Origin of the sequence: Saccharopolyspora galaxeae, from assembly GCF_016526145.1 — a bacterium.
In the GTDB taxonomy this organism is placed as follows: domain Bacteria; phylum Actinomycetota; class Actinomycetes; order Mycobacteriales; family Pseudonocardiaceae; genus Saccharopolyspora_C; species Saccharopolyspora_C galaxeae.
Genome location: NZ_JADDUE010000009.1, coordinates 177205 through 198793 on the forward strand (window position 1 = coordinate 177205; position 21589 = coordinate 198793).

Genomic DNA, 21589 nt, shown 5'->3' on the forward strand with positions numbered 1-21589 from the left:
CGTGTTACTGGAAGTAACGGGTACTGGAGGTGGCAGTATGCAGCGCTCCGCGCGCCGCTGTCAACGCCGGGCGAGGTGCCCGGCGCCGGTGAAGTCCAGCAACCTCAGAAGGCGCCGGCGTAGGCGTTCAAGGCAGGCTGACCGCCGAGATGGGCGTAGAGGACGTTGGAATCGGCTCCGATCTCGCCCGAGCGCACGAGGTCGATCAGACCGGCCATCGACTTCCCCTCGTAGACCGGATCGATGATCATGCCTTCCAGTTCGGCGGACGTTCGGATCGCGTCGAGGGTGGATCGCACCGGGATGCCGTAGCGATCGCCCGCCCAGCCTTCGAGCACGGTGATCTCGTCGTCCCGGAGTTCGCGCTCGAGCCCGCTGAGCTCGGCGGTGTTGCGGGCGATCCGGTCGACCTGGTCCCGTGCGCTGGCCGGCGTGGCCGATGCGTCGATCCCGATGACGCGACGCGGCCCGTCCTGCTCGGCGAACCCGGCGATCATGCCCGCGTGCGTGGACCCGGTCACGGTGCACACGACGATCGTGTCGAAGTGGACGCCGAGTTCGGCCTCCTGGCTGGCGACCTCGCGCGCCCAGTTCGCGAACCCGAGCCCGCCCAGCGGGTGCTCCGAGGCGCCGGCCGGAATTCCGTAGGGGATTCCGCCCGCAGCGCGGACTTCTTCCATCGCGCGCTCCCAGGAATCGCGGATGCCGATGTCGAACCCCGCCGGGTCCAGTCGTACGTCGGCTCCCATGAGCCGCGACAGGAGGATGTTGCCGACCTTGTCGTTGACCGCGTCGGGCCAGTTGACCCAGTTCTCCTGCACGAGGCGCGCTTTGAGGCCGAGCTTCGCCGCGACCGCGGCGACCTGCCGGGTGTGGTTCGACTGGTACCCGCCGATCGAGACGAGCGTGTCGGCGCCGGAGGCCAGCACGTCCGGGACGATGTACTCGAGCTTGCGGGTCTTGTTGCCGCCGTAGGCCAGACCGGAGTTGCAGTCCTCGCGCTTGGCCCAGATCTTCGCCCCGCCCAGGTGCGCGGTCAGCCGTTCCAGCGGATGCACCGGGCTGGGGCCGAAAAGCAGCGGATAGCGGGGGAACTCGTCGACGGGCACGCGAATCTCCTAGTCGGGTCGAGGGGTGAGCCGGCTCGATGATGCGGGCTTGCCGGGCGAACGAGAAGCCCGGTGAGCGAGGCGGTTCGCCGCTGGCAGGTGTCGGAGTCTCGATCCGAGTGCTGCGTCGCCCCGACCGGCGGTCGGTCAGCGGAGCAGTCGGACGAGGTCGAACACGCGCATCCGGCCCGGAGCGGTCGCCGCGCAGGTCAGCGGCCGTCCGGTGTCGAGCCAGCGCTCGTGCAGCAGCACCGTGCAGTCGGGTTCGGCGAGGCGCACCCGCCAGCCGGTTTCCCCGTCGGGTTCGGCGCTGACTAGGCGCAGGGTGTCGACGCCGGTGGTTCCGGTGGCCGCCCGCGCGTGGTGCTGCGCGGCCTGAGCCGCAGGGGACAGCGAGGAGCGGCCGCGTACCCAGCGCGGGTCGAGCGTCCCGGCGCCGTAGTCCTGCACGGCCGCGAGCGCGTCCGGAACCGGAACGCTGCCGAGGAGGTAGCCGTGCGGTAGCAGGACCGTTGCGGGTGCGAACCGGCAGCCGCCGACGTGGCTGCACTCCCAGGTGCTCTCCGGCTCGGCCGCGGCGAGCGCGGCCGCCACCGGACGCCCGCGCACCGCGCAGCACGTGTCGTGCCTGCCGTGGGTGCAGACCAGCGTCAGCGGGCCGTCCAGGGGCTCACCGGGTGATCCGACGGCGGCGGGCAGTTCCGCGTCCGCGGTGAATTCGCCGGTGCGGATCGACTCGTGGCCCGGGCGGGAGTCCACTCGGAACCAGCGGCGCCTGGGCCTGTTCCGTTCTTCGCGTCCCGGTTTGCGCACGAGGACCAGCCGCGCGTTCCAGGTGGCCGCCCACTCGGAAAGAGCGGTCACGGCACCGGGATGGATGCCGGACCCGGTCAGCGCGTCGCGTCCCCACGGGCCGGGATGCTCGACCAGGAACCATCGCTGCGCGGGCGGCGCGGATCCCTCCAGCGGGTCGCCCGCCGCCTCGGCCACGAAGGAGCAGCGCGGCCACGTCGGTGCTAGCGACTCCGTCACGTCATGGACGCCGGTACGAGCACGCCTTCCCGCAGCAGTCGGCGCACCAGTACCAACTGGTCGGCTTCGTCGGCTTCGGGCAGGTCTCCCACGCGCAACGTGCCGCCGGTCAGCAGCGCGCGCAGCGGCGCGCTGGTGGCCGCGGGCAGCGAGATCTGCCGGTCCGGCAGCTCCAGCACGACGTGGTCGTGGCCTTCGAGCAGCCGGTGGTGCAGCCCGGTGCGCCGTCGGACGGCGTCACCGACCGCCAAGCCGTCGGCGAAAGCGGCACCGGCCACCGGCCGGATCGGTTCCGGGCGGCCACCCGACCAGACCTTGCCGCGCACGTGGCGCGCGGCGTCCTCGGCGGACACGTCCTGCAGCGCAGCGGCCAACGCCGTGCGCACGGCGTCGAGATGCGGGGCGAGTTGTTCCGGGTCCGCCACGTCGATGCCCAGCGGCAGCGACGCGCGCAGCTCCGGGTCCTGCGCGCAACGCGCGGTCAGCGCCTCCACCAGCGCGAACCTGGTGATCACGTGCACGCCCACCGTCAGGTGCGCCGAGACGTCGCTGAGCGCGGTCGCGGCGTGCAACCAGCCCCGCGGCAGGTACATCGCGTCGCCCGGCTGAAGCACGGTGTCGATCTCGGCGTCCTCGCGAGCGCGATCGGCCACGGCACTGGCGTGGTCGTTCCAGGGCTGATCGCGCAACGGGTCGCCGTGCACGGGAGCGTGCACTGTCCAGTGCTTGCCCCCGGCGAGCTGGAGCACGAACACGTCGTGCACGTCGTAGTGGGCGGAGAACCCGTGCGAGGTCGGCGGTGTCACGTAGGCGTTGGCCTGCACGGGATGGCCGAGCTCTTCGGCGAGCGTCGTGGTGAAGTCGATGACGCCGGACCAGCAGCGGTGCAGCGCCTGCAGCACCACCGTGGTCCCCTCGCCGAAGAGCGCGGCGACCTTGTCGTCGTGCACCTGGTCGCCGATCTCCGCGCCGACCCCGCCGGGGCCGGTGAACCAGCTCGAGTCGACGACCGCGCCTTCCCGCGCGAGCCGCAGGAACGGCGTGCGCAGCCCGCGGCGGGAGAGCAGCTCGTCGACACCGTCGAGGTCGAGCACATCGCGGAAGGCGTCCGGGTCGGCGCCGCGCACGAGCAGCGGTGCGCGGCCCCAGTGCCGCTGGCTGAACTCGTCCACGTCCGGTCCGACGATTCGGGACAGCGCGTCCGGGGGAGCGGCGGCGCCTTGCGCTGGTTCGCTGATCTCAGCGGGCACCGCTGTCGGCTCCGCCGTCGGCGCCGCCGTCGTGCTGTCCGGGGGTGCCGCGTCCCGTTCCGGAGTCGGCGGGTCCTTCGGCACCGGAGTCGGCTCCGCCGTCGGCGCCGCCGTCGTGCTGTCCGGGGGTGCCGCGTCCCGTTCCGGAGTCGGCGGGTCCTTCGGCACCCGAGTCGGCTCCGCCGTCGGCGCCGCCGTCGTGCTGTCCCGGCGTGCCGCGACCCGCTCCGGAATCGGCCGGACCCTCAGTGCCGCCGCCGCCCGTAGTCCGCATGTCATCGTCGTCGAGTGCCACTGACAACCTCCTCGCGTCGTGTGCACCGCAGTGGTGCCCTATTCGAATACCCGGGGCTCGCGGGGGCTATGCCGCAGCACGGCGGAGAGGCCCAAGCACCTCCGGCACGTCGATGCGACGGTTGAGGGCCGATATCGGAACTGGGGCGCCAGTGAACGGGGGTTCTCGGCGATCCCGTCCGTGCAAGCGCGCGTTGGTACGCACAGGCTCGTCGGTGCTCGCCAGCGTCCGGAAGTTCCGCCTGTGCGAGCGGGCGAGCAGGCCCGCGTCCTCTCCCCAGTTGAGCGGTACGACGGAATCGGCGTCGTGCAGGCGATCCACACCCGCGCTGACCCACCGGCGCAGCATCGCCCACGCGACCGACGCAACACTTCACCGGTCGCAGCAGGCTCCGGAACCGGGTCCGTCCACTGTGGTGTTTCCGGTGCTGCACCAGGCGGTCGTCGCCGGCTGCCACCTCAAGCGAAACGTTCGAAGCACCCCGAGCCGTGGTCGGCGACCGCCACGCGTGCTCCGCGAGTCGCCGGCGATGGGTCCGGGAGGGGCAGCGTGCTTTCCCCGAATCCTGCGACTCCGTGAGTGGAATCCCCGCAAAGCGCTTTCCGGGCCCCTCGTCGCGATCTGCCGGGCTGGCGCCGGTGATGAGCTGTGACGGCGCGGCGGTGCGCCCAACCTGCCCGATTTGGAGGAGAAATGCGTTCGTCCTGGAAACTCGGCACGCTGGTGGGCGTGCTGGGCTTAGCGGGGCTCGTGACCCTGCTGGCGGTGTCGCCACCCGGCCCGGGGGCGATGACGTCGTCGGCAGCAGCCCGCGCCGCGGAGCCGCCGCCGTTGGATGCCCGGTGGTACGGGGCGGCGCCGTACGTGACGCCGATGTACGGCGATCCGCCGGACCTGGCCCGAGTGCTGCACGACACCGGGCAGAAGACGTTCCAGCTGGCGTTCGTGCTCGCCCCGAAGAGCGGCGGGTGCCGGCCCACTTGGGACGGCACGGCCCCGGTTTCCGCGGACGACGCAGCGGCGAACACGATCGACGGCGTTCGCGCGGCGGGTGGTGACGTCTCCGTGTCCGTCGGCGGCTACGGCGGGACGAACCTCGGCCAGACCTGCGGCACGCCGGAAGCCACGGCCGCGGCCTACCAGCAGGTCATCGACGCGCACCGGCTCCGGGCGATCGACTTCAACCTGGAAGAGCCGGAGATCGGGCAGCCCGGCGCGATCCGCAACGAGCTCGCGGCGGCCCAGATCCTGCAGCGGAACAACCCCGGCCTGTACGTCTCGGTGACGACCGTCGCGTCCGCGACCGGCACGACCCCTGCCGGGCAGGGCCTGCTGGACGCGGCCAAGGCGCTGAACTTCGTGCCGAACAACTACGCGATCATGCCGTTCAACGGGTTCCCGGACGCCGACCGCCAGATCGCCTCGCTCGAAGCGTTCCACCGCGCCTTGATGACCACGTTCGGCTGGGACGACGCCACCGCGTACGCGCACGAGGGCGCTTCGCTGATGAACGGGCGATCGGACGCGGGCGAGTACTACCGCCAGCAGGACATGCAGGCGGTGCTGGACTACGCGCTCGGCCGCGGGTTCTCCCGGTACACGTTCTGGTCGCTCAACCGGGACCGCCAGTGCGACCAGCCCGACAGCGGCCAGACCTCGGGCACGTGCAGCAGCGTGCCGCAGCAGCCGTGGGACTTCACCAAGTTGACCGCGCGGTTCGCCACCGCAGCACCGCCCGCACCGGCGCAGCCGGTCGCCGGCGGCTGACGCGGAAGCAGGAGTGGTCGCGGGGCTGCTAGCGACCACCCGCTCTCGCCGTGCGCTGCCGCGAGCGCAGGCACCCGGGTGGCTCACGACCTGCACGGTTCGTGGGCCACCCGATTGCATTACCAGGGCAGCGCCCCGTGGGCGTCGTTGGTCGGCCGGGTAGCGGGCGGCGGCCGCGCGCAGGTCGGCGACCAGCGCGGCTTCGAGTGCTCGCCGGGATTCCGGCGTGTGCCGGACTCTTGCCGGCAGGACCCAGGAAGTTCCGCCACACGGCGTTGCGCTCGTCCGACGGCTCCACCGGCGGCTATTCGACTCCGGCGCCTGATCGCCGAGCTGCACGCGCAGAGCAGCCGATTCGCCGAGCTCTGGGAGTCCGGCGCCGTCGGCCGCCACGAGGCCGCGCGCAAGACCATCGATCACCCGCACATCGGGCCGCTGACGCTGGATTGCGACGTGCTCACGGTGGCGGGCAGCGACCTGCACATCATGATCTACACAGCCGAGCCCGAGACCGAGGACGCCGAACGTCTCGCCCTGGCCACCGTGCTCGGCACCCAAACACTGGTCGAGTAGGCAACACCGGAACCGGGTCGCGAATCGATACCCGCGACCAGGGAGCTGGTCAGCGCACTCCTACCAGGTGTTCGACGGCCAGTTGCTGCAGCCGGGCGTTCGCGCCGCCCCGCTCGGCCGCCGCTTCCACGTCGAGTTCCTCGGACAGGACGCTGGTGACGGTCTCGTCCCCGTCCAGAGTGGGCACCGACAGCTGGTCGAGGCGGGCGGCCTTCCGGGCTCGGGCGACCTCCGGGTCCTGGCGGAATTGCCGCGCCCGTTCGCGCAGCGCCAGGTAGGTGCGCATGTTGGAGCGCGCGCTTTCCCACACGCCGGCCCTGTCCTCGGTGCGCAGCGGCTTGTAGTCGAAGTGGCGGGGGCCGTCGTAGCCGCCGTTCTCGAGCAGGTCCACGAGGAAGAACGCGTTGATGAGATCGCCGTGCCCGAAAACGAGGTCTTGGTCGTAGCGCGGGCCGTGCTGGCCGTTGAGGTCGATGTGGAACAGCTTGCCCTGCCACATCGCCTGGGCGTAGCCGTGCACCGCGTTGAGTCCGGCCATCTGCTCGTGGCCGACCTCGGGATTGACGCCGACCATCTCCGGGTGCTCCAGGGTCTGGATGAAGGCCAGGGCGTGGCCGATGGTCGGCAGCAGGATGTCGCCGCGCGGCTCGTTCGGCTTGGGTTCCACGGCGAACCGCAGCTGGTAGCCCTTCTCCTTGACGTAGTGCGTCAGCGCGTTGAGGCCCTCCCGGTAGCGCTCGAGGGCGGCGGTCGGGTCGTAGGCGGCTTCGGCCTCCGAACCCTCGCGGCCGCCCCAGAACACGTAGGTCTGCGCCCCCAGCTCGGCGGCCAAGTCGATGTTGCGAGCCGCTTTGCGCAGAGCGAACCGCCGGACGTCCCGGTCCTTGGCGGTGAGTGCGCCGTCCTTGAACACCGGATGTCCGAACAGGTTCGTGGTCGCGGTCGGCACCGCCAGGCCCGTTTCGGCCAGCGCCTTGCCGAACCGCTCGATGATCGCCGTGCGTTCCGCGGCGGGCGTACCGAACGGGATCAGGTCGTCGTCGTGGAACGTGATGCCGTACGCGCCGATCCCGGCGAGCCCGTGCACCGCCTCGACCGGGTCGAGGTGCTCGCGGGTCGGGGCGCCGAACGGATCGTCGGCGCGCCAGCCGATGGTCCACAGGCCGAAGGCGAAACGGTCCTGGGGGGTCGGTGTGAGGTCCATGCGCTCTCCTCGCGTGATGTCGACGGGGTGCGGACGACGCGGCCGGGAGCAGCCCGGCCGCGCCAGCGCGGTGCGGTCCACGTCCTCGAGAGGCCCTTGGTCTCGGGAACCCGCTCGAGGACGAACCGCACCGACACCGCTGCGAAAGCGGTGCAGCCGAGACAGGTCATCGGCAGGCTGATCTCTGAAAGCGGTGGGAACGTTGCGGCAATGAGGAAGTTCGCCACGCACTGGGCCGTTGCGGGCACTGCCAGGGCGGGAGGCGGAAGAGCTCAGCAGCAGCGAGCTGGACTCGTCGATCCCCGCATTCGTGGAGGCGTCGGCTCGGCTGCCCGATCACGAGCCGTTCCCGACGCGGACGGTGAACGATGTCTGCTGCGTCCGGCCGCGGTACTCGACGGTCGCGGTCACCGTGGCGACACCGGCCGAGCCTGCGTGCACACCGGCTTGGTCGACCCGCACCACCTCGGGCCGGTTGGACTCGTAGCTGATGCGCATCCCCGGAGGCAACTGCGCAGCGGTGCCTTCGGCGTCGTAACCACGTCGGGTCCCGTCCGACATCGCCACCGTCAGGCGGGGATCGATGTCGGTTCCCGGCTCGTACATCACCCGGGAGGCGTTGCTGTCCTCCGGATCACCGGTGGCCTGCGGCGTCACCGCGACGGACTGCGGCTTCGGCACGAGCTCGCCTGTGACGTTCAGACGCCGCTCGTCGGCGACGTCAGTGCTGGAGCCGGCGAGCTGTAGGCGGTAGGCGTCATCGACGGCGTAGCGGTCGTGCTGCTCGTCGAAGAAGGCCAGATCGCGCGCGGGAACCCGGAAGGTGACCTCCCTGCTCTCGCCCGGTTCGAGCCGTACCTTCTGGAAGGCCGCCAAGCGCTTGTCCGGGCGCGGGTCGTTCCCGCTCCGTTGCTGGGAACCGCCGGCACGCTGCAGCGAGCTCGAGTACAGCTGCACGACATCGGACCCGGCCGTGTCCGAGCGATTGGTGATCGTGGCTCGCGCGGTCGCGGTTCCGTCGGCGTCGATGTGGTCCCGGTCGAGGAGCAGCTCGCCGTAGTCGAAGTCGCTGTAGCTGAGACCGTGGCCGAAGGGGTAGGACGGCTCGCCCCGGAAGTACTGGTAGGTGCTGCCGGGATGGCCTTGGTGCGGCCGGATGTCGTAGTCGCCGAGCCTGCCCAGCTGCGCGTCACCGCGATACCACGTGAACGGCAGGTGCCCGCTCGGGTTGTGCTCGCCGGTGAGCACGTCGGCGAGGGCTTGGCCCTTGCGCTGCCCGTTGTAAGAGCTCCAGAGGATCGCCGGCACGTCGTCGGCGAAGCGCGTGACGTCGACCGCGCCAACGGTTTCCAGGTACACCGCCGTGTTCGGGTTGCGGTGCGCCACGCCTTCGATCAGTTCCGTCTGCGGCTCGGGCAGTTGCAGAGTCGCGCGGTCCTTCTCCTCCTCGGCGTGGTCGTCGTCGGTGCCCGCGTAGACCACGGCGGTGTCGTAGTCCGCAGCCTTGCGGATCGACTCGGCGTTGGCCCGCGCGGGATCCTTCGGATCAGTACCGGGCAGGAAGTCCACGGTCGCCTGCGGGTTGATCCGCTCGATCGCCTGCTTGACGCCTTCTAGCCCGTTGACGCTGTTGGCCCGGCCGGACGGCCCCTGCTCGCTCGAATAGCCGCCCAGGTACATCTGCTCCGGGGCGGCGTAGTCGCCGATGACGGCGACTCGGAACGGCCCGCTGCGCGGCACATCGAGCGGTAATAGCTGCTTTCCAGCGCTGGTCGAGCCGTTCTTGAGCAGCACGAGAGCTTCGCTGCCCGCGCGCCGGGCGAGGTCGAGTCGCTCGCCGGTCTGCGTGACGGCCTTGTTGGCCTCGGAGTTCTCCCAGCTGCCGCGGGGGACACGTTCCCGGGCCTGCTGCACCCATGGGTTGTTCGCATCGTCGTCGAACTCGCCCAGCCGGATGCGGTTGGTGAACAGCCGCACCAGCGAGGCGTCCAGGAAATCCTCGGTGTAGGTGCCGTTCGCGGTGGGTGTGCCGAGTTCGACGGCGGTGGGCAGCGTGTTGCCGTAGTGGTGCTCGTCGTGCAGGCCCTGGTTGCAGTTCAGATCAACACCGGCCGCGTTGGCGTAGGCGTTGCGTTCCACGGGGCCGACGGGCTCGTCGTGGCCTGGCGGCTGCCAGTGGTGCCCGTGCTGCATCTCCCGCGCCGAATCGCAGTCGGTCGTCAGGAAGCCGCGGAATCCGAACGTCTTGCGCGCCAGCGTGTCGATCAGGTGCGTGCTGGCCGTGGCGGGCACGTTGTTGACACGGTTGTAGGCGGTCATGATCGACGCTGGGCGGGTTTGTTCGAGCACCTGCTCGAAGGGTTTCGCGTAGTACTCCCGCAGCGTGCTCTCGTCCATGTCGGACGATCCGGTGGTGCGGTTGTACTCGCTGTTGTTCGCCGCGAAGTGCTTGATCGTGGTGCTGGTCTTGAGGTAGCCGCCGCTGTCCGGCCGCGGCTCGCCGTCGCGGCCCCTGCCCTCCATGCCGTTGATGTACTGGGTGGCCAGTGCGGCGGTGAGTTTCGGGTCCTCGCCGTAGGTCTCGTCGTTTCGCCCCCATCGCGGGTCGCGGCCGAGGTTGATCGTCGGCGAGTAGAAGTTGAGGTCGTAGCGGTTGTCCCGCACCACCTCCCTTGCTTCGTCGGACACCTGGTCGGCGACCTCGTGCACGAGTTCCGGATCCCAGGTGGATCCCATCGACAGGCTCACCGGGTAGGACGTGGTGTTGACCAGGTCCGCTGGAGCGGCGCCGTCCTCGGTCTGCTCGCGCGAGACGCCGTGGATGGCCTCGTTCCACCAGCCGTAGGCCTTGACGCCCAGGCGCGGGATCGCGGGCGCTCGGCTGGAGGTGAGCTGCTGGGCCTTCTCCTGGACGGTCATGCGGGAGACGAGGTCGGCAGCGCGTTCGGCGGGTGCGTACGACGGGTCGCGATACACCGGCGCCGCAGCGGTAGCCGAGGCGTTCGCCCCAGCGCACGCGATGCACAGGCCCAGGGCCGTGGCGAGCAGGAGTGGTCGTCTTCTTCGGGTGCGCACGATGACCTCCAGGTGGTCCGTCACGTCGGTGGGACGGGCTGATCGGTCGATTATTATTTTACCGAGGAAAAAACAAAATGCCCCGGCCGTCAACCCCCGGCCGATCAGCAATACTGACCTGGGATCCCGCCGAAACGAGGAACGAGTGACTGCTTCGACCACCTCGGGCCGTGCCCCGGCCGGCCTGCGACGCCACAACCTCCGCACGATTCTGGAGCAGCTGCACTTGCACGGACCCACCAGCCGCGCGGATCTTTGCGAGGTCACCGGGCTGACCCGCAGCGCCGTGGCCGACCTCGTCGCCGACCTCGCCAACCGCGGTCTGGCCGCCGAAGGCGAAGCCGCAGGCTCGCAGAGCGGGCGCGGACGCCCGCCCCGGATCGTCTCCCCGAGCACCGACCGCGCCCAGGTGCTGGCCGTGGCGATCGAAGTGGACACGATCCGCATCAGCCGCGTGGGCTTCGGCGGCACATTGCTCGACGAGGAGCACGTGCCGCACGAGTCGGAACCCGGTGCGCCGGGGCGCAGCCTCGCCCAGATCACCGAGCTGATCGTTGACCGCGCGCGCCGAGGCGACGGCGAGCCGCTCGCGCTCGGCATCGCCGTGGCCGGCCTCGTACGCGGTGCCGACGGCCAGGTCACGCACGCGCCGAACCTGGCATGGCGCGACCTGGACCTCAGCGCGGAATTGCGCCGATCCACGGAGCTGCGGCTGCCGATCGTCGTCGGCAACGAAGCCCGGCTAGCGGCGTTGGCCGAGCAGCGCCGCGGCGCCGGCCGCTACTGCGGCGAACTCGTCTACGTCTCCGCCGAAGTCGGTGTCGGTGGCGGCATCATCACCAGCGACCGGGTGCTCACCGGGCACACCGGCTACGCGGGCGAGATTGGGCACATGATCACCGACCCCGGTGGGCGGCGGTGCCGCTGCGGCGGGCGCGGCTGCTGGGAGACCGAAATCGGCGCCGATGCACTGCTGCGCCACGCCGGCGTGCACGCCCCGGCGAATCGGCACGCGGCGCTGAACGACTTGCTCGCCCGCTCCGCCACCGACACCGACGCCAGCGAGGCGTTGCGCGCGCTGTGCACCCCGGTCGCCAAGGGGCTGGCCAGCCTGGCCAACATCTTCAACCCGGAGCGCATCATCCTTGGTGGTCTGCTTTCCCCGCTGTTGCAGCACGCCCGCGCGGACCTCGACACCGCGCTGGCCGAATTCCGCGGCCCGGGCGTACCGCTGCAGCTGTGCCCGGCAGAGCTGGGTGAGCGCGGCGGACTGCTCGGCGCGGCCGAAGCGGCCGTCGACCAGTACCTGACCCGCTTCGACTGATCCTCCGGACAACCGCGCACCAGGTCGTCGCCCCGGTCTGAAGCCGGTTCTCGGTCACGTGGCACGTCGATCTCGTCGATGCGGTTCACTCATGCGCGGAACCAACCCACCGACCGTCACCCGCAGCCACCTCGAGCCTGCAGATCGGATCCCACCTGGCGGCCGACGTCTTCGAGCGTTCGGGCGAAGACGATTTCGCACGTACTGCTCGCGCGGCAACCGCAGCCGGACAGCGTCGACACCGCCGGGGGCATCTCAAGGAGACATCCAATGCGCATTTCTGCTGATCGGATTCATCGGCTCATCACCGACGTGCTCACCGCGTGGGGTATGGACGCCGATTTGGCCGAGACCACGGCCAACGTCATGACAGCCACTGATCTGGCCGGAACCGATTCCCATGGCGTGTCCATGTTGATGACGTACGAGAAGCTCCGGGAATCCGGGCGCCTCGACCTCCGTGCGCGGCCCACGGCGACGCGGGAGAACGCGTCGGTGGCGCTGGTCGACGCAGGGGGCGGGATCGGACACCCCGCGAGCGTGTTCGCGATGCGCAAGGCCATCGAGAAAGCTCGCACCAACGCGGTCGGTGTGGCGTCGGTCGTGAACTCCCATCATTTCGGTGCTGCCGGCCACTATGCCGAGATGGCAGCCGCCGAAGGCTTAATCGGGCTGGTCACCAGCTCGGCGAGCCTTCCGTCCGTGGCGCCGACCGGCTCGGCCGCACCCAGGCTTGCGACCAACCCGCTCGCTTTCGCCGCTTCTGCGCGCCGGAATCCCAACTTCATGCTGGATATCGCCACGAGCACGGCCGCGGTGAACAAGGTCAAGGTCTACGACTACCACCGGGCGCCGTTGCCGACCGGCTGGGTCACGGACGCTGACGGCACGCCGGTCGACGACGCGGGGACGGCGTTGCGCATCCTTCGGGAGGACGATCTCGGCGGGCTCACACCGCTGGGCGGAACACCGGAGATGTCGAGCCACAAGGGCTACGGCCTCGCCATGATGGCGCACATTCTCGGAGCGACCCTCTGCGGTGGAGCTTTTCCCGCTCTGCGCGAACCCGAGGACCCCCACAACATCGGGCACTTCTTCCTCGCGCTCGATCCTGAGTTCTTCCGCCCGCAAGGCATGTTCGAGGACGACCTGGACGACGCGATCGATCTGTTGCACGAGACGCCGCCACTCGACCCGTCCGCTCCCGTGCTTGTCGCGGGTGATGCGGAGGCCGCCACCCGCGACGAACGCAACGGATCCGGAATTCCGATCCCGGACACGTTGGCCGAGCAGTTGCGCGCCGTGGCCGAGCGGGCGGGGGTGGCGTCCGATGTGGACGACTGGACCTGAGCGCCGGACCTGATGGAGCCGCAGCGGCGTCGTCAGCCGATGGCAGGCACACGAGTGCCGATGGCTTGCGCGGCGCGGCGGACATCGGCGGGCAGCGTGCTCGACTCCACGTCGCGGAGTTCACTGCTTGCGCCGCTGATGCCGATCGCGCCGAGCAGCTGGCCGGTGGAGTCGGTGATGAGCGCGGCGACCGAAGTGGTGTCGAATTGCCGTTCGTCCACCGAGATCGCGAAGCCGCGGGCGCGGATGTGCTCGAGGTCGGCGCGGATCGTGGCTTCGTCGAGGACGGTGCCATCAGCCAGTGTGACCGATGGCAGTTCGGCCGCTACGTGCTCGAGTTCGGCGTCGTGCTCGCAGGCGAGGAACACTTTGCCCGCCGCTCCCGGGTAGAGCGCAAGTCGTTCCCCGATGGGCAGCGAGTAGAGCGGCCGTCGTCCGCCTTCAACGCGGTCAATGAGCACGCGGCTGTCCTGAACCCGGACGTAGAGCGAAGCGGTGAGCCCGGTCGCGGTAGCGAGTTCTTCCAGCACGGGGCGTGCCACCAGCCGCAACGGGCTCGTCGTGGCGAACGCGTGCGCGGTGGACAGCGCGGCAGGCCCTGCGGTGTAGCCGTTGGCATGCCTGCTGGCGTAGCCGTGCTCAGCGAGGACGCTGACGAGGCGTTGTGTGGTAGCGACATGGAGTCCGGCGCGTTGTGCGATGTCGGTCAGCCGCAGCGGCTGCTGGGCGAGCTCGAGGACTGACAGCACCTCGAACGCACGATGTACCGAGCGCATGGGGCTCTGTTTCGGGGCAGTCATCGCCACCGAGCCTATCACTGTATGAGAACTTTCCTCGCTTCGTGCTGCGATGTATTGACTGCCGTTCATCTCATGACCAACAATCTCACTCATTGAGTGTAAATATCATTCTATGATAAAGAGGTTGGATCGATGAGGATCGCAGTGCTGGGCCTCGGCGAAGCCGGAACCATCTACGCGACGGCGTTCGCCGCCATCGGCGCCAGCGTCAACGGGTACGACCCCAGTGACGTGCCGACGCCTGACGGCGTCTCCCGGATGCCCAGCGGCGCGGACGCCGTGCGCCACGCGGACGTGGTGCTGAGCCTGGTCACTGCCGCGCACGCGGTCACGGTTGCCGGCGACGTCGCCGGGCATCTGGAGCCCAGCGCGGTCTACGCCGACCTCAACGCGGCGGCTCCGGAATGCAAGCAGGACGTTGCCGCGGCGCTCGGGGACGCAGGCGACCGCTTCGCCGACGTCGCGGTGATCGGGTCCGTGCCACAGTTCGGTGCCGGGACGGCGCTCGTGGTGTCGGGTCCCGCTGCCGAAAGAGCCGCCGCATCATTTCGGGCACTCGGCGCCGACGTCGAGGTGGTCGGAGTGCGGCCCGGCGCTGCGTCCCGGCGCAAAATCCTCCGGACCGTGTTCATGAAGGGCCTGGGCGCGGTGATCACCGAGGCGATGGACGCCGGCGTGGCAGCGGACGAGACCGAGTGGGTCCGGGCGCAGATCTCGGCCGCGCTCACCGGCGGCGAGCAGGCACTCGACCGGCTCGACCAAGGGACCCGCAAACACGCCCTGCGACGCGCCCACGAATCCGAGGCCGCCGTCGACCTACTGGCTTCGTTGGGGGTCTCGCCCTTCGTCACGACCGGAGTGGCCAGCCGGCACAGCGCGTTGAGCAGGGGGCCTGCGCAGGACCTCGAGGCATTGATCACCGCTTTCGCCGAGCTTCCGACGGCGGCGATCGGCGACGCCCGCGACCGCCTGGGCATGGTCGCTCCCCGGGTCCGGTCGGTCTGGCCCGGCCCGCGCCTCGCCGGTCGAGTCGTGACGGTGCTCTGCCGTCCGGGTGACAACAAGGGCATCCATGAAGCGCTCACCCGCGCCCGTCGCGGCGACATCCTCGTCGTCGACGGGGGCGGCCACTCCTCCCGTGCACTGATCGGTGAACTGATCGCGCACCGAGCGATCAACCGCGGCATCCGGGGCATGATCATCGATGGCGCCGTGCGGGACGCCGCCGCGCTGCAGGGGGCCGGTTTCCCCGTGTGGGCCGTGGGTGTTTCGCCCGCCGGCCCCTACAAGTCCGGTCCATACCGGATCGGAACCGACATCTCGCTCGGCGGAGTCGTCGTGCACCACGGCGACATCGTGGTGGCGGACGACGATGGCGTCGCCGTCGTCCCGCTCGCCGACGCCGAACGCGTACTCGCCGACTCCCGTGCCGTCGTAGCCGACGAATCCGCTCGATACCAGCGGATCCTCGCCGACCGCGCTTCCTGACCGTCGCCCGCCGACCCCACTTCACCGTCGCAGAGGGGACTTCCCGTGCCCGCCGGACTCATCGCGCTCGGCGCATTCATCGTCGTCATCATCGTCTGGAACGTCGTCTTCAAACGGAACATGGGCGAGGCCATGCTGTTCGGCCTGCTCACCACCGCAGCGTTCGCCGGAACCGGCGCCCCCGAGGCGCTGCTCGGCGGCCTGCGTGACGCGCTCAACGAGGAAGTGCTCTACGCAGCGTTGGCGTTCGTGTTCATGGCCTACGTCGTCGACCGCACCGGTCTCATCCACAAGCTGCTGGCCATCCTGAACTCGCTCATCGGCAGGGTGCGCGGAGGCCCGGCGCTCGTCGACACCGCAGGCTCGGCCGTCATGGGCGCACTGTCCGGGTCGAACTCCGGCAACACCGCTGCGACCGGAGCTTTCACCGGACCTTGGATGGTGCGCACCGGGTGGAGTCCGGAGCGCAGCGCCACCGTCATGGCCGGCAACGGTGGCCTCGGGGCCGCGCTTCCGCCGAGCGCCTCCATGGTCATCATGATCGGCTTCGCCGGCTCGATGGTCACCACCGGCCAGATCTACCTCGCCCTGCTGTGCGCGGGCCTCTATCAGCTCGTCTGGCGTTTTCTGCTCGTCGCCTACTTCGTGCGCCGGGACGGCATCCAGCGCGCACCCGACGAAGACCTCCAGCCGCTCCGCCGCGCGCTCAGGGACGGTGGAACCGCGCTGATCATCGTGCTCGGCGCACTCGTTCCCATCTTGGTCACCGTCGGTCCGCTGGCGAATCTGCTGACCAACTCGACGCCGCTCGGAGAGTCCATCGAGGACATCTCCATCCTCACCTGGATTCCCCTCCTGGTCACCGCGCTTGCGCTGATCGTCGGCCGGCGCACCCTTCCGCGCGGTGCGCGGAACTGGGCGACGTGGATCACCGACGCCATGCCGCGGTTCGCCAGCATCGGGGCGCTGCTGTACTTCGCCGTCGCCTCCAGTGAGGTGCTCAGTGGACTCGGGCTGGCCGCGGACATCGACGCCCTCCTGACCGACTTCCAGTTGAACAAGTACGTGATGGCGGTGCTGGTCGGTGTTCTGGTGGCGGTCGTCGCGGGTCCGCTGTCGTCGACGGCGACCCTCACCGCGGTCGGTCAGGTCTCGCTGCTCGCGCTCGTCTCCGTCGGCGTCGACCCCGTGCTGGCCGTCACGGCGATCCTCGTGTTCGCCTCGACCGAGGGTGCGTCCCCGCCCGCCTCCGGCTCGATCTTCGTCGCGGCAGGTCTCACCGGAGCGAAACCGGAGAAGACCTTTCTGCCGCTGGTCACCTACTACATGGTGCCGATCACGCTCATCGGCTGCCTGATCGCCTGGGGCGTTCTGCCCGTCCTGTCCTGAGCCACCCCCGACCGGAAAGGAACCCCATGACCGCCGCTCTGCAACGCTCGCAGGTCATCTGCCGTGCCGCGTTCATCGTTACCCTGCTGGTTTTCCTCACCATGGCCGCGGTCCTGGTCGGCACCCAGCTCGCCGGTGTCGTGTTCATGCAGCCCGACTGGGTCACGTGGGCCGCCGATCACCTGCTCACACCGAGCATCACCGCCGGCGTCGCTTTTGGACTCGTGGGATTCATCAGCGGCTACGTCATGCCGACCAAGGACGGTGGCGAGTAGTAATGGAGACCGTCGAGATCAGCCACTCGCGGATGATCGTGAGCGGCATCGTCTGACCGACGATCGAGTCTGCGTCGAAAGCGCCGTTTTCGAACTGGACGGGCGCGCACCGGGTCGGCCATGTTCAGGGCCAAGGTATCGCGCTGCTGTTGCGGGAGGAAGCGCTCGGTACCGAGCCCGACTCAGCGCAATGGTGATCCTGCGGGCGCCCATTGGGCGCAGCCAGCCGCAGAAGCCCGGGGGCAACCGCAGAGGGGATCGGTGCGGTCTTTCACGCGAAATGCCTGGTGAGAGGCCGCGCCGACCAGGTGAGAAAGGGTGCCCCCGGTCCGATTCGAACGGACACTGTACGGATTTTGAGTCCGCCGCCTCTGCCGGTTGGGCTACGGGGGCTTGAGGGAACAGCCTAGCGTGGGCTTGATCAAAGGTTGTGGGCGGGGTTCGCTTGTGGCCTGCGCAGGACGTCTACGAGCCCCTGGCTTCGGCTGGGCGCGCTCTCGGCGGGACGGTCCGGTCCGCAGTGATCGCCGACCAGGCGCCGATCGGGTGATGTCGGTGCATTCGCCGGAGGCGGCGTCGATCGTCTGCTGTAGTGCCCGGTGGCCGTGCCGCGTCGCGTTACCGGGGCTGTCGCCCGCGGTCGTGCGGCGCCGGTGAGCTCCGCACCGAGGAGACCGCGTGATCGATCCACGTTGCGAAGCCGTCCTGATCCAAGATCAGTCCGGGCGGTTCCAGGACCAGACGCGAGATGTGTCCGGACACGATTCGGCCGACGGGAAGGTCGGCATCGTGTTCAACGGTGGCCGCCGGTACGCGTACCGCCCGGAGCGCGTTTCGATCCTCGCCGGTCCGGAGCAGGTAGTCGTCGGTGAACACGAGCGGGTCGAGGTGAACGGCGCCGTGTGGTCGAGCGCCGGGGAGGTCTGCACGTTCTCCGGATCGGAAGGTGCGTGGTCTCGGGTCTTCTACCGGACGCAGCGGGGTGAGGACCACCGCTGCTATCCGGCGGCCCAGGTACGGGTGCTGAACTGCCCTCCGCCGACGGGACTCGAGGCCGGGGTGCGCGACTACTGGAACGCGGTCGTGGCGGGGCTCCCCGCGGGTGATCCGTTGCGGCGCCCGTACGAAAGGTTGGAGTTCATCCATCCGGAGAGCGTGCTGCGTTCCTACCTCTCGGCCGCCCCGATCCGGACCCGGCAGGCGGGCACCGCCCCGATCTTTCCGTTCCGCTGCAACCTCAGCCAGCGCGCGGCGGTGGATGGGGCGCTCACCCACGACCTGTCGGTCATCGAAGGCCCGCCAGGGACCGGCAAGACCGAGACGATCCTGAACCTGATCGCGAACATCGTCGTCCGGCGCGAAACCGTGGCAGTGGTCTCGCACACCAACGCCGCCGTGGACAACGTGCAGGAGAAGCTCGCCGAGCTCGGCTTCGGGCACGTGCTCGCCAACCTCGGAAACAAGGACAAGCAAGCGAAGTTCTTCGCCGGCCAGACCACCCGCAACGAGCAGGTTCGCGCATTCGCCGCCGAGACCCCGGAAAACCCCGATCCCGCGCGGCTGGCCGAAGTGGACGATCGGCTGCGCCGGTTGCAGCGGGACGAGCGGCGCAGCGCCGAGCTCCGCCAGGAGGTCGAGGCGTACCGGCTGGAACTGCGGCACTTCGAGCAGCACCTGCGCCGCGAGGAGCTACCCGACCTGGAAGGGCTGCCGCTGCTGCGCCGCTCGTCCGCCCGCGTCCTGGACTACCTGGCCGAAAGCGACCTGGAACGCAACGGTGCCCGGCCGGGGCTGCTGCGGCGGATCCGGAAGTACTTCAAATACGGATCGCTGCGCGGGATCGACCCCGGGGACACCGACGTGGTCGTGCGGCTCCAGCGGGCGTACTACGAAAAGCGGATCGCCGAGTTGGACGAACAGCTCCGCCGACTCGACGACGGCCTGGAGCGGGCGGAATTCGGGGCGCTCGCGGAGGAGCACCGGGATCTTTCGATCCGGGCCCTGCGCGCCGAACTCGGTTCTCGGTACCGGAACCGTCCGCGCAAGACCTATCGGCAGGACAAGTACAAGCGGGGCAACGAGTTCCAGGACTTCCTCGCGGACTACCCGGTCGTGCTGAGCACCTGCCACTCGCTCGCGGACAGCATCGCGAGCGGAGTCCTGCTCGACTACCTGATCATCGACGAGGCTTCGCAGGTCGACCCGATCGTCGCCGGGCTGGCGCTGGCGTGCTGCCGCAATCTCGTCGTGGTGGGAGACGCGCGGCAGCTGGCCCCGATCGCACCGAAGCCGGCGGAGGACCTCCAACCGCCGAGTCCCGCTTACGACTGCCGCAACAGCCTCCTGGACTCGCTGCGGGAAATCCACGGCGACGACGCGCTCCCGCGAACGCTGCTACGCGAGCACTACCGGTGTTCCCCGACGATCATCGGTTTTTGCAACAAGAAGTTCTACGACAACGAGCTCATCCCGTACACCAGCGGCGGCGCCGAGCGCTCGATGCTCGTGTGGCGCACTGCCGAGGGCAACCACATGCGCAAGCACCGCGAAGGGGGCCGCTCGAACCAGCGCGAGGTGGACGTCATCGAAGCCGAGGTGATCCCGCAGCACCGCGGCGGAATCGCGGATGCGGACATCGGCGTCACGACCCCGTACCGGCTGCAGAGCGACAAGGCGGGTGACGTCCTCGACGGGATCGACGTCAACACCGTGCACAAGTTCCAGGGCAGGCAGAAGGAGATGGTCGTGCTGACCACGGTCCTCGACGAGACCCGGTACGGCCGGACCGGGCTGCCGTTCGTGGACGAGCCGAAGCTGATCAACGTGGCGGTGTCCCGGGCGAAGCAGCGGTTCGTCCTGGTCACCAACCACGACATGATGCCGCGCAGCCGCCACATCCGGGATCTGGTCGGCTACATCCGCTACCAGGACCTCGGCGATGGCGTGGCGGACAGCTCGATCATCTCGATCTTCGACCTGCTCTACCAGGATTTCTCGCAGCGGTTGGAGGCGTTGAGAAAACGAATCCTGCGCCGGACCGAGTACCCCTCCGAGAACATCGCGTGGACGGTGCTCGGCGAAATCCTCGGGGAGGAGGGAAACGAGCACCTCACCGCGGTGCCCCAGGTCCTGCTGAAGAACCTGTTCCCCGACCAGAGCCGCCTCACGCAGCGGCAACGGACACTCGTCAAGCACCGTTCCTCGGTCGACTTCGTCGTCTACAACCGCGTGACGAACCAGGCGCTGCTGGCGATCGAGGTCGACGGCTTCAAGTACCACGAGGACAACCCGGCCCAACTGGAGCGGGACGGGGTCAAGGACGCGATCTTCCGGGAGCACGACATGCCGATCCTGCGGCTGCCGACCACGGGAAGCCGGGAGCAGGAACGGATCCGGCGGGCCCTGGCGGACGCCGCGGACCACTGGGCGACTCGCGGATGATCACGCAGGTCGGGCCGGGCGGATGGTCGAACCGGTGTCGGCATGGTCACCCTCCCTGGTCATCTCGGCCTTCGGGTGTGGCCGGTAAGCTGAACTTTCCGGTGACCAACGCACTGGACCGTGTCAGAACTACCCCAGGAGGACCCGGTGACCACGCCGGCTGCCGAGGACCCACGCGAGGCCAAGCCCGTCGAACGTCGCGTACTCGTGGCCGAGGACGAGGCGTTGATCAGACTCGATCTGGTGGAGATGCTCAAAGAAGAGGGATACCAGGTCGTCGGCGAGGCCGGGGACGGGCAGGAAGCCGTGCGGCTGGCCGAGGAGCTGCGGCCGGACCTGGTGATCCTGGACATCAAGATGCCGAAGATGGACGGGATCGAGGCCGCATCGAACATCGCGGGGGAGCGGATCGCGCCGGTGGTGATCCTCACCGCGTTCAGCCAGCGCGACCTGGTCGAGCGCGCCCGCGACGCGGGGGCGATGGCCTACCTCGTCAAGCCGTTCGCGAAGCGGGACCTGGTGCCCGCGGTCGAACTCGCGGTGTCCCGGTTCACCGAAGTGCAGGCGCTGGAGGCCGAGGTCGCCGACCTCAGCGAGCGGCTGGAGGCGCGCAAGACCATCGAGCGCGCCAAGGGCCTGCTGATGAGCAAGCACAACCTCTCCGAGCCGGAATCCTTCCGCTGGCTGCAGCGCACCGCCATGGACCGCCGGACCACGATGAAGGCCGTGGCCCAGGCGGTGCTGGACAACCTCGAGTGATCAGCGCCGGTCGTGATCAGGGCCGGTCGCGCAGCACGCAGGTCAGCCGCGCCGTGCAGGTCCGCTTGTCCCGCTCGTCGACGATCGCGATCTCGTAAGTCGCGGTGCTGCGGCCCCGATGCAGCGGGGTCGCGGTACCGGTCACGACTCCTTCGGTGACGCCGCGGTGGTGCGTGCAGGACAGCTCCAGGCCCATCGCGATCCGGTCCTCGCCCGCGTGCAGCGCGGCCGCGATGGAACCGACCGACTCGGCCAGCACCGCGTTCGCCCCGCCGTGCAGCAGGCCGTAGGGCTGGCGGTTGCCCTCCACCGGCATCGTCGCCACCACACGTTCCGGTGACCATTCGACGAATTCGATGCCCATCCGCCGCTGCAACTGGCCGCTGTCCGGGGCCTGCACCTGGTCCATCCCGGCGTTGCCCGCCTGCTCATCCTCGGTCGCGGTCACGCTGCACCTC

Annotated in this window: 17 protein-coding genes and 1 tRNA gene; 9 read left to right on the plus strand and 9 right to left on the minus strand. The window is 69.5% G+C overall.

Annotated features, from left to right (window positions below; genetic code table 11):
• Nucleotides 1-104: 104 nt before the first annotated feature.
• From INP57_RS20980 to INP57_RS20995, 4 genes are all read right to left on the minus strand, one after another.
• The gene (locus INP57_RS20980; RefSeq protein WP_200071997.1) at nt 105-1109 is read right to left on the minus strand and encodes a 1-aminocyclopropane-1-carboxylate deaminase; all 1005 of its coding nucleotides are present in this window, start codon (nt 1107-1109) and stop codon (nt 105-107) included.
• A 147-nt stretch (nt 1110-1256) separates the two neighbouring features.
• Nucleotides 1257-2141: a sucrase ferredoxin gene (locus tag INP57_RS20985; protein ID WP_200071998.1), complete on the minus strand. Its 885-nt coding sequence runs from the start codon at nt 2139-2141 to the stop codon at nt 1257-1259.
• The gene (locus INP57_RS20990) at nt 2138-3391 is read right to left on the minus strand and encodes a cupin domain-containing protein (RefSeq protein ID WP_307850194.1); all 1254 of its coding nucleotides are present in this window, start codon (nt 3389-3391) and stop codon (nt 2138-2140) included. The genes INP57_RS20985 and INP57_RS20990 overlap by 4 nt, the downstream gene beginning before the upstream one ends.
• Nucleotides 3381-3686 (minus strand): hypothetical protein, encoded by a 306-nt coding sequence (locus INP57_RS20995; RefSeq protein WP_307850195.1) that lies wholly within the window; start codon nt 3684-3686, stop codon nt 3381-3383. The genes INP57_RS20990 and INP57_RS20995 overlap by 11 nt, the downstream gene beginning before the upstream one ends.
• Before the next feature lie 693 nt (nt 3687-4379).
• Between INP57_RS20995 and INP57_RS21000 the strand changes: the two genes are divergently transcribed.
• Nucleotides 4380-5453 carry a glycoside hydrolase family 18 protein gene (locus INP57_RS21000; protein WP_233627975.1) on the plus strand — a complete coding sequence of 358 codons (1074 nt, stop codon included), beginning with the start codon at nt 4380-4382 and terminating at the stop codon, nt 5451-5453.
• Between the two features lie 78 nt (nt 5454-5531).
• Nucleotides 5532-6026: an MmyB family transcriptional regulator gene (locus INP57_RS21005; protein WP_200071999.1), complete on the plus strand. Its 495-nt coding sequence runs from the start codon at nt 5532-5534 to the stop codon at nt 6024-6026.
• A 49-nt stretch (nt 6027-6075) separates the two neighbouring features.
• On the opposite strand, the gene xylA is transcribed toward INP57_RS21005, so the two are convergent.
• Both xylA and INP57_RS21015 read right to left on the minus strand, forming a co-directional pair.
• On the minus strand, nt 6076-7230 hold the full coding sequence (gene xylA, locus INP57_RS21010) for a xylose isomerase (protein ID WP_200072000.1): 1155 nt from the start codon (nt 7228-7230) through the stop codon (nt 6076-6078).
• Nucleotides 7231-7566: 336 nt separating this feature from the next.
• The gene (locus tag INP57_RS21015; RefSeq protein WP_200072001.1) at nt 7567-10329 is read right to left on the minus strand and encodes a glycoside hydrolase family 3 C-terminal domain-containing protein; all 2763 of its coding nucleotides are present in this window, start codon (nt 10327-10329) and stop codon (nt 7567-7569) included.
• Between the two features lie 121 nt (nt 10330-10450).
• On the opposite strand from INP57_RS21015, the gene INP57_RS21020 reads away from it, so the two are divergent.
• Complete coding sequence (locus INP57_RS21020; RefSeq protein WP_200072002.1) at nt 10451-11629, plus strand: ROK family transcriptional regulator; 1179 nt, start codon at nt 10451-10453, stop codon at nt 11627-11629.
• Between the two features lie 270 nt (nt 11630-11899).
• On the plus strand, nt 11900-12979 hold the full coding sequence (locus INP57_RS21025) for an Ldh family oxidoreductase (RefSeq protein WP_200072003.1): 1080 nt from the start codon (nt 11900-11902) through the stop codon (nt 12977-12979).
• Between the two features lie 32 nt (nt 12980-13011).
• Here the strand turns inward: INP57_RS21025 and INP57_RS21030 are convergent, their stop codons facing one another.
• Nucleotides 13012-13872: an IclR family transcriptional regulator gene (locus INP57_RS21030; RefSeq protein WP_200072004.1), complete on the minus strand. Its 861-nt coding sequence runs from the start codon at nt 13870-13872 to the stop codon at nt 13012-13014.
• Between the two features lie 39 nt (nt 13873-13911).
• Between INP57_RS21030 and INP57_RS21035 the strand changes: the two genes are divergently transcribed.
• Genes INP57_RS21035 through INP57_RS21045 form a run of 3 tightly spaced genes read left to right on the plus strand, consistent with a single transcriptional unit; the run spans nt 13912 to nt 16931 of the window.
• A complete protein-coding gene (locus tag INP57_RS21035; protein WP_200072005.1) occupies nt 13912-15267 on the plus strand; it encodes an RraA family protein in 1356 nt (451 codons plus the stop codon).
• Nucleotides 15268-15312: 45 nt separating this feature from the next.
• The gene (locus tag INP57_RS21040; RefSeq protein WP_200072006.1) at nt 15313-16656 is read left to right on the plus strand and encodes a TRAP transporter large permease subunit; all 1344 of its coding nucleotides are present in this window, start codon (nt 15313-15315) and stop codon (nt 16654-16656) included.
• Nucleotides 16657-16682: 26 nt separating this feature from the next.
• On the plus strand, nt 16683-16931 hold the full coding sequence (locus INP57_RS21045; protein ID WP_200072007.1) for a hypothetical protein: 249 nt from the start codon (nt 16683-16685) through the stop codon (nt 16929-16931).
• Nucleotides 16932-17250: 319 nt separating this feature from the next.
• On the opposite strand, the gene INP57_RS21050 is transcribed toward INP57_RS21045, so the two are convergent.
• Nucleotides 17251-17324 (minus strand) — tRNA-Leu (locus INP57_RS21050).
• Nucleotides 17325-17609: 285 nt separating this feature from the next.
• Between INP57_RS21050 and INP57_RS21055 the strand changes: the two genes are divergently transcribed.
• Both INP57_RS21055 and INP57_RS21060 read left to right on the plus strand, forming a co-directional pair.
• A complete protein-coding gene (locus tag INP57_RS21055; protein WP_200072008.1) occupies nt 17610-20372 on the plus strand; it encodes an AAA domain-containing protein in 2763 nt (920 codons plus the stop codon).
• 147 nt (nt 20373-20519) lie between these two features.
• Entirely contained in the window at nt 20520-21131 is a 612-nt protein-coding gene (locus INP57_RS21060; RefSeq protein WP_200072009.1) for an ANTAR domain-containing response regulator, read from the plus strand.
• Between the two features lie 16 nt (nt 21132-21147).
• On the opposite strand, the gene INP57_RS21065 is transcribed toward INP57_RS21060, so the two are convergent.
• Entirely contained in the window at nt 21148-21540 is a 393-nt protein-coding gene (locus INP57_RS21065) for a PaaI family thioesterase (RefSeq protein ID WP_200072142.1), read from the minus strand.
• Nucleotides 21541-21589: the final 49 nt, after the last annotated feature.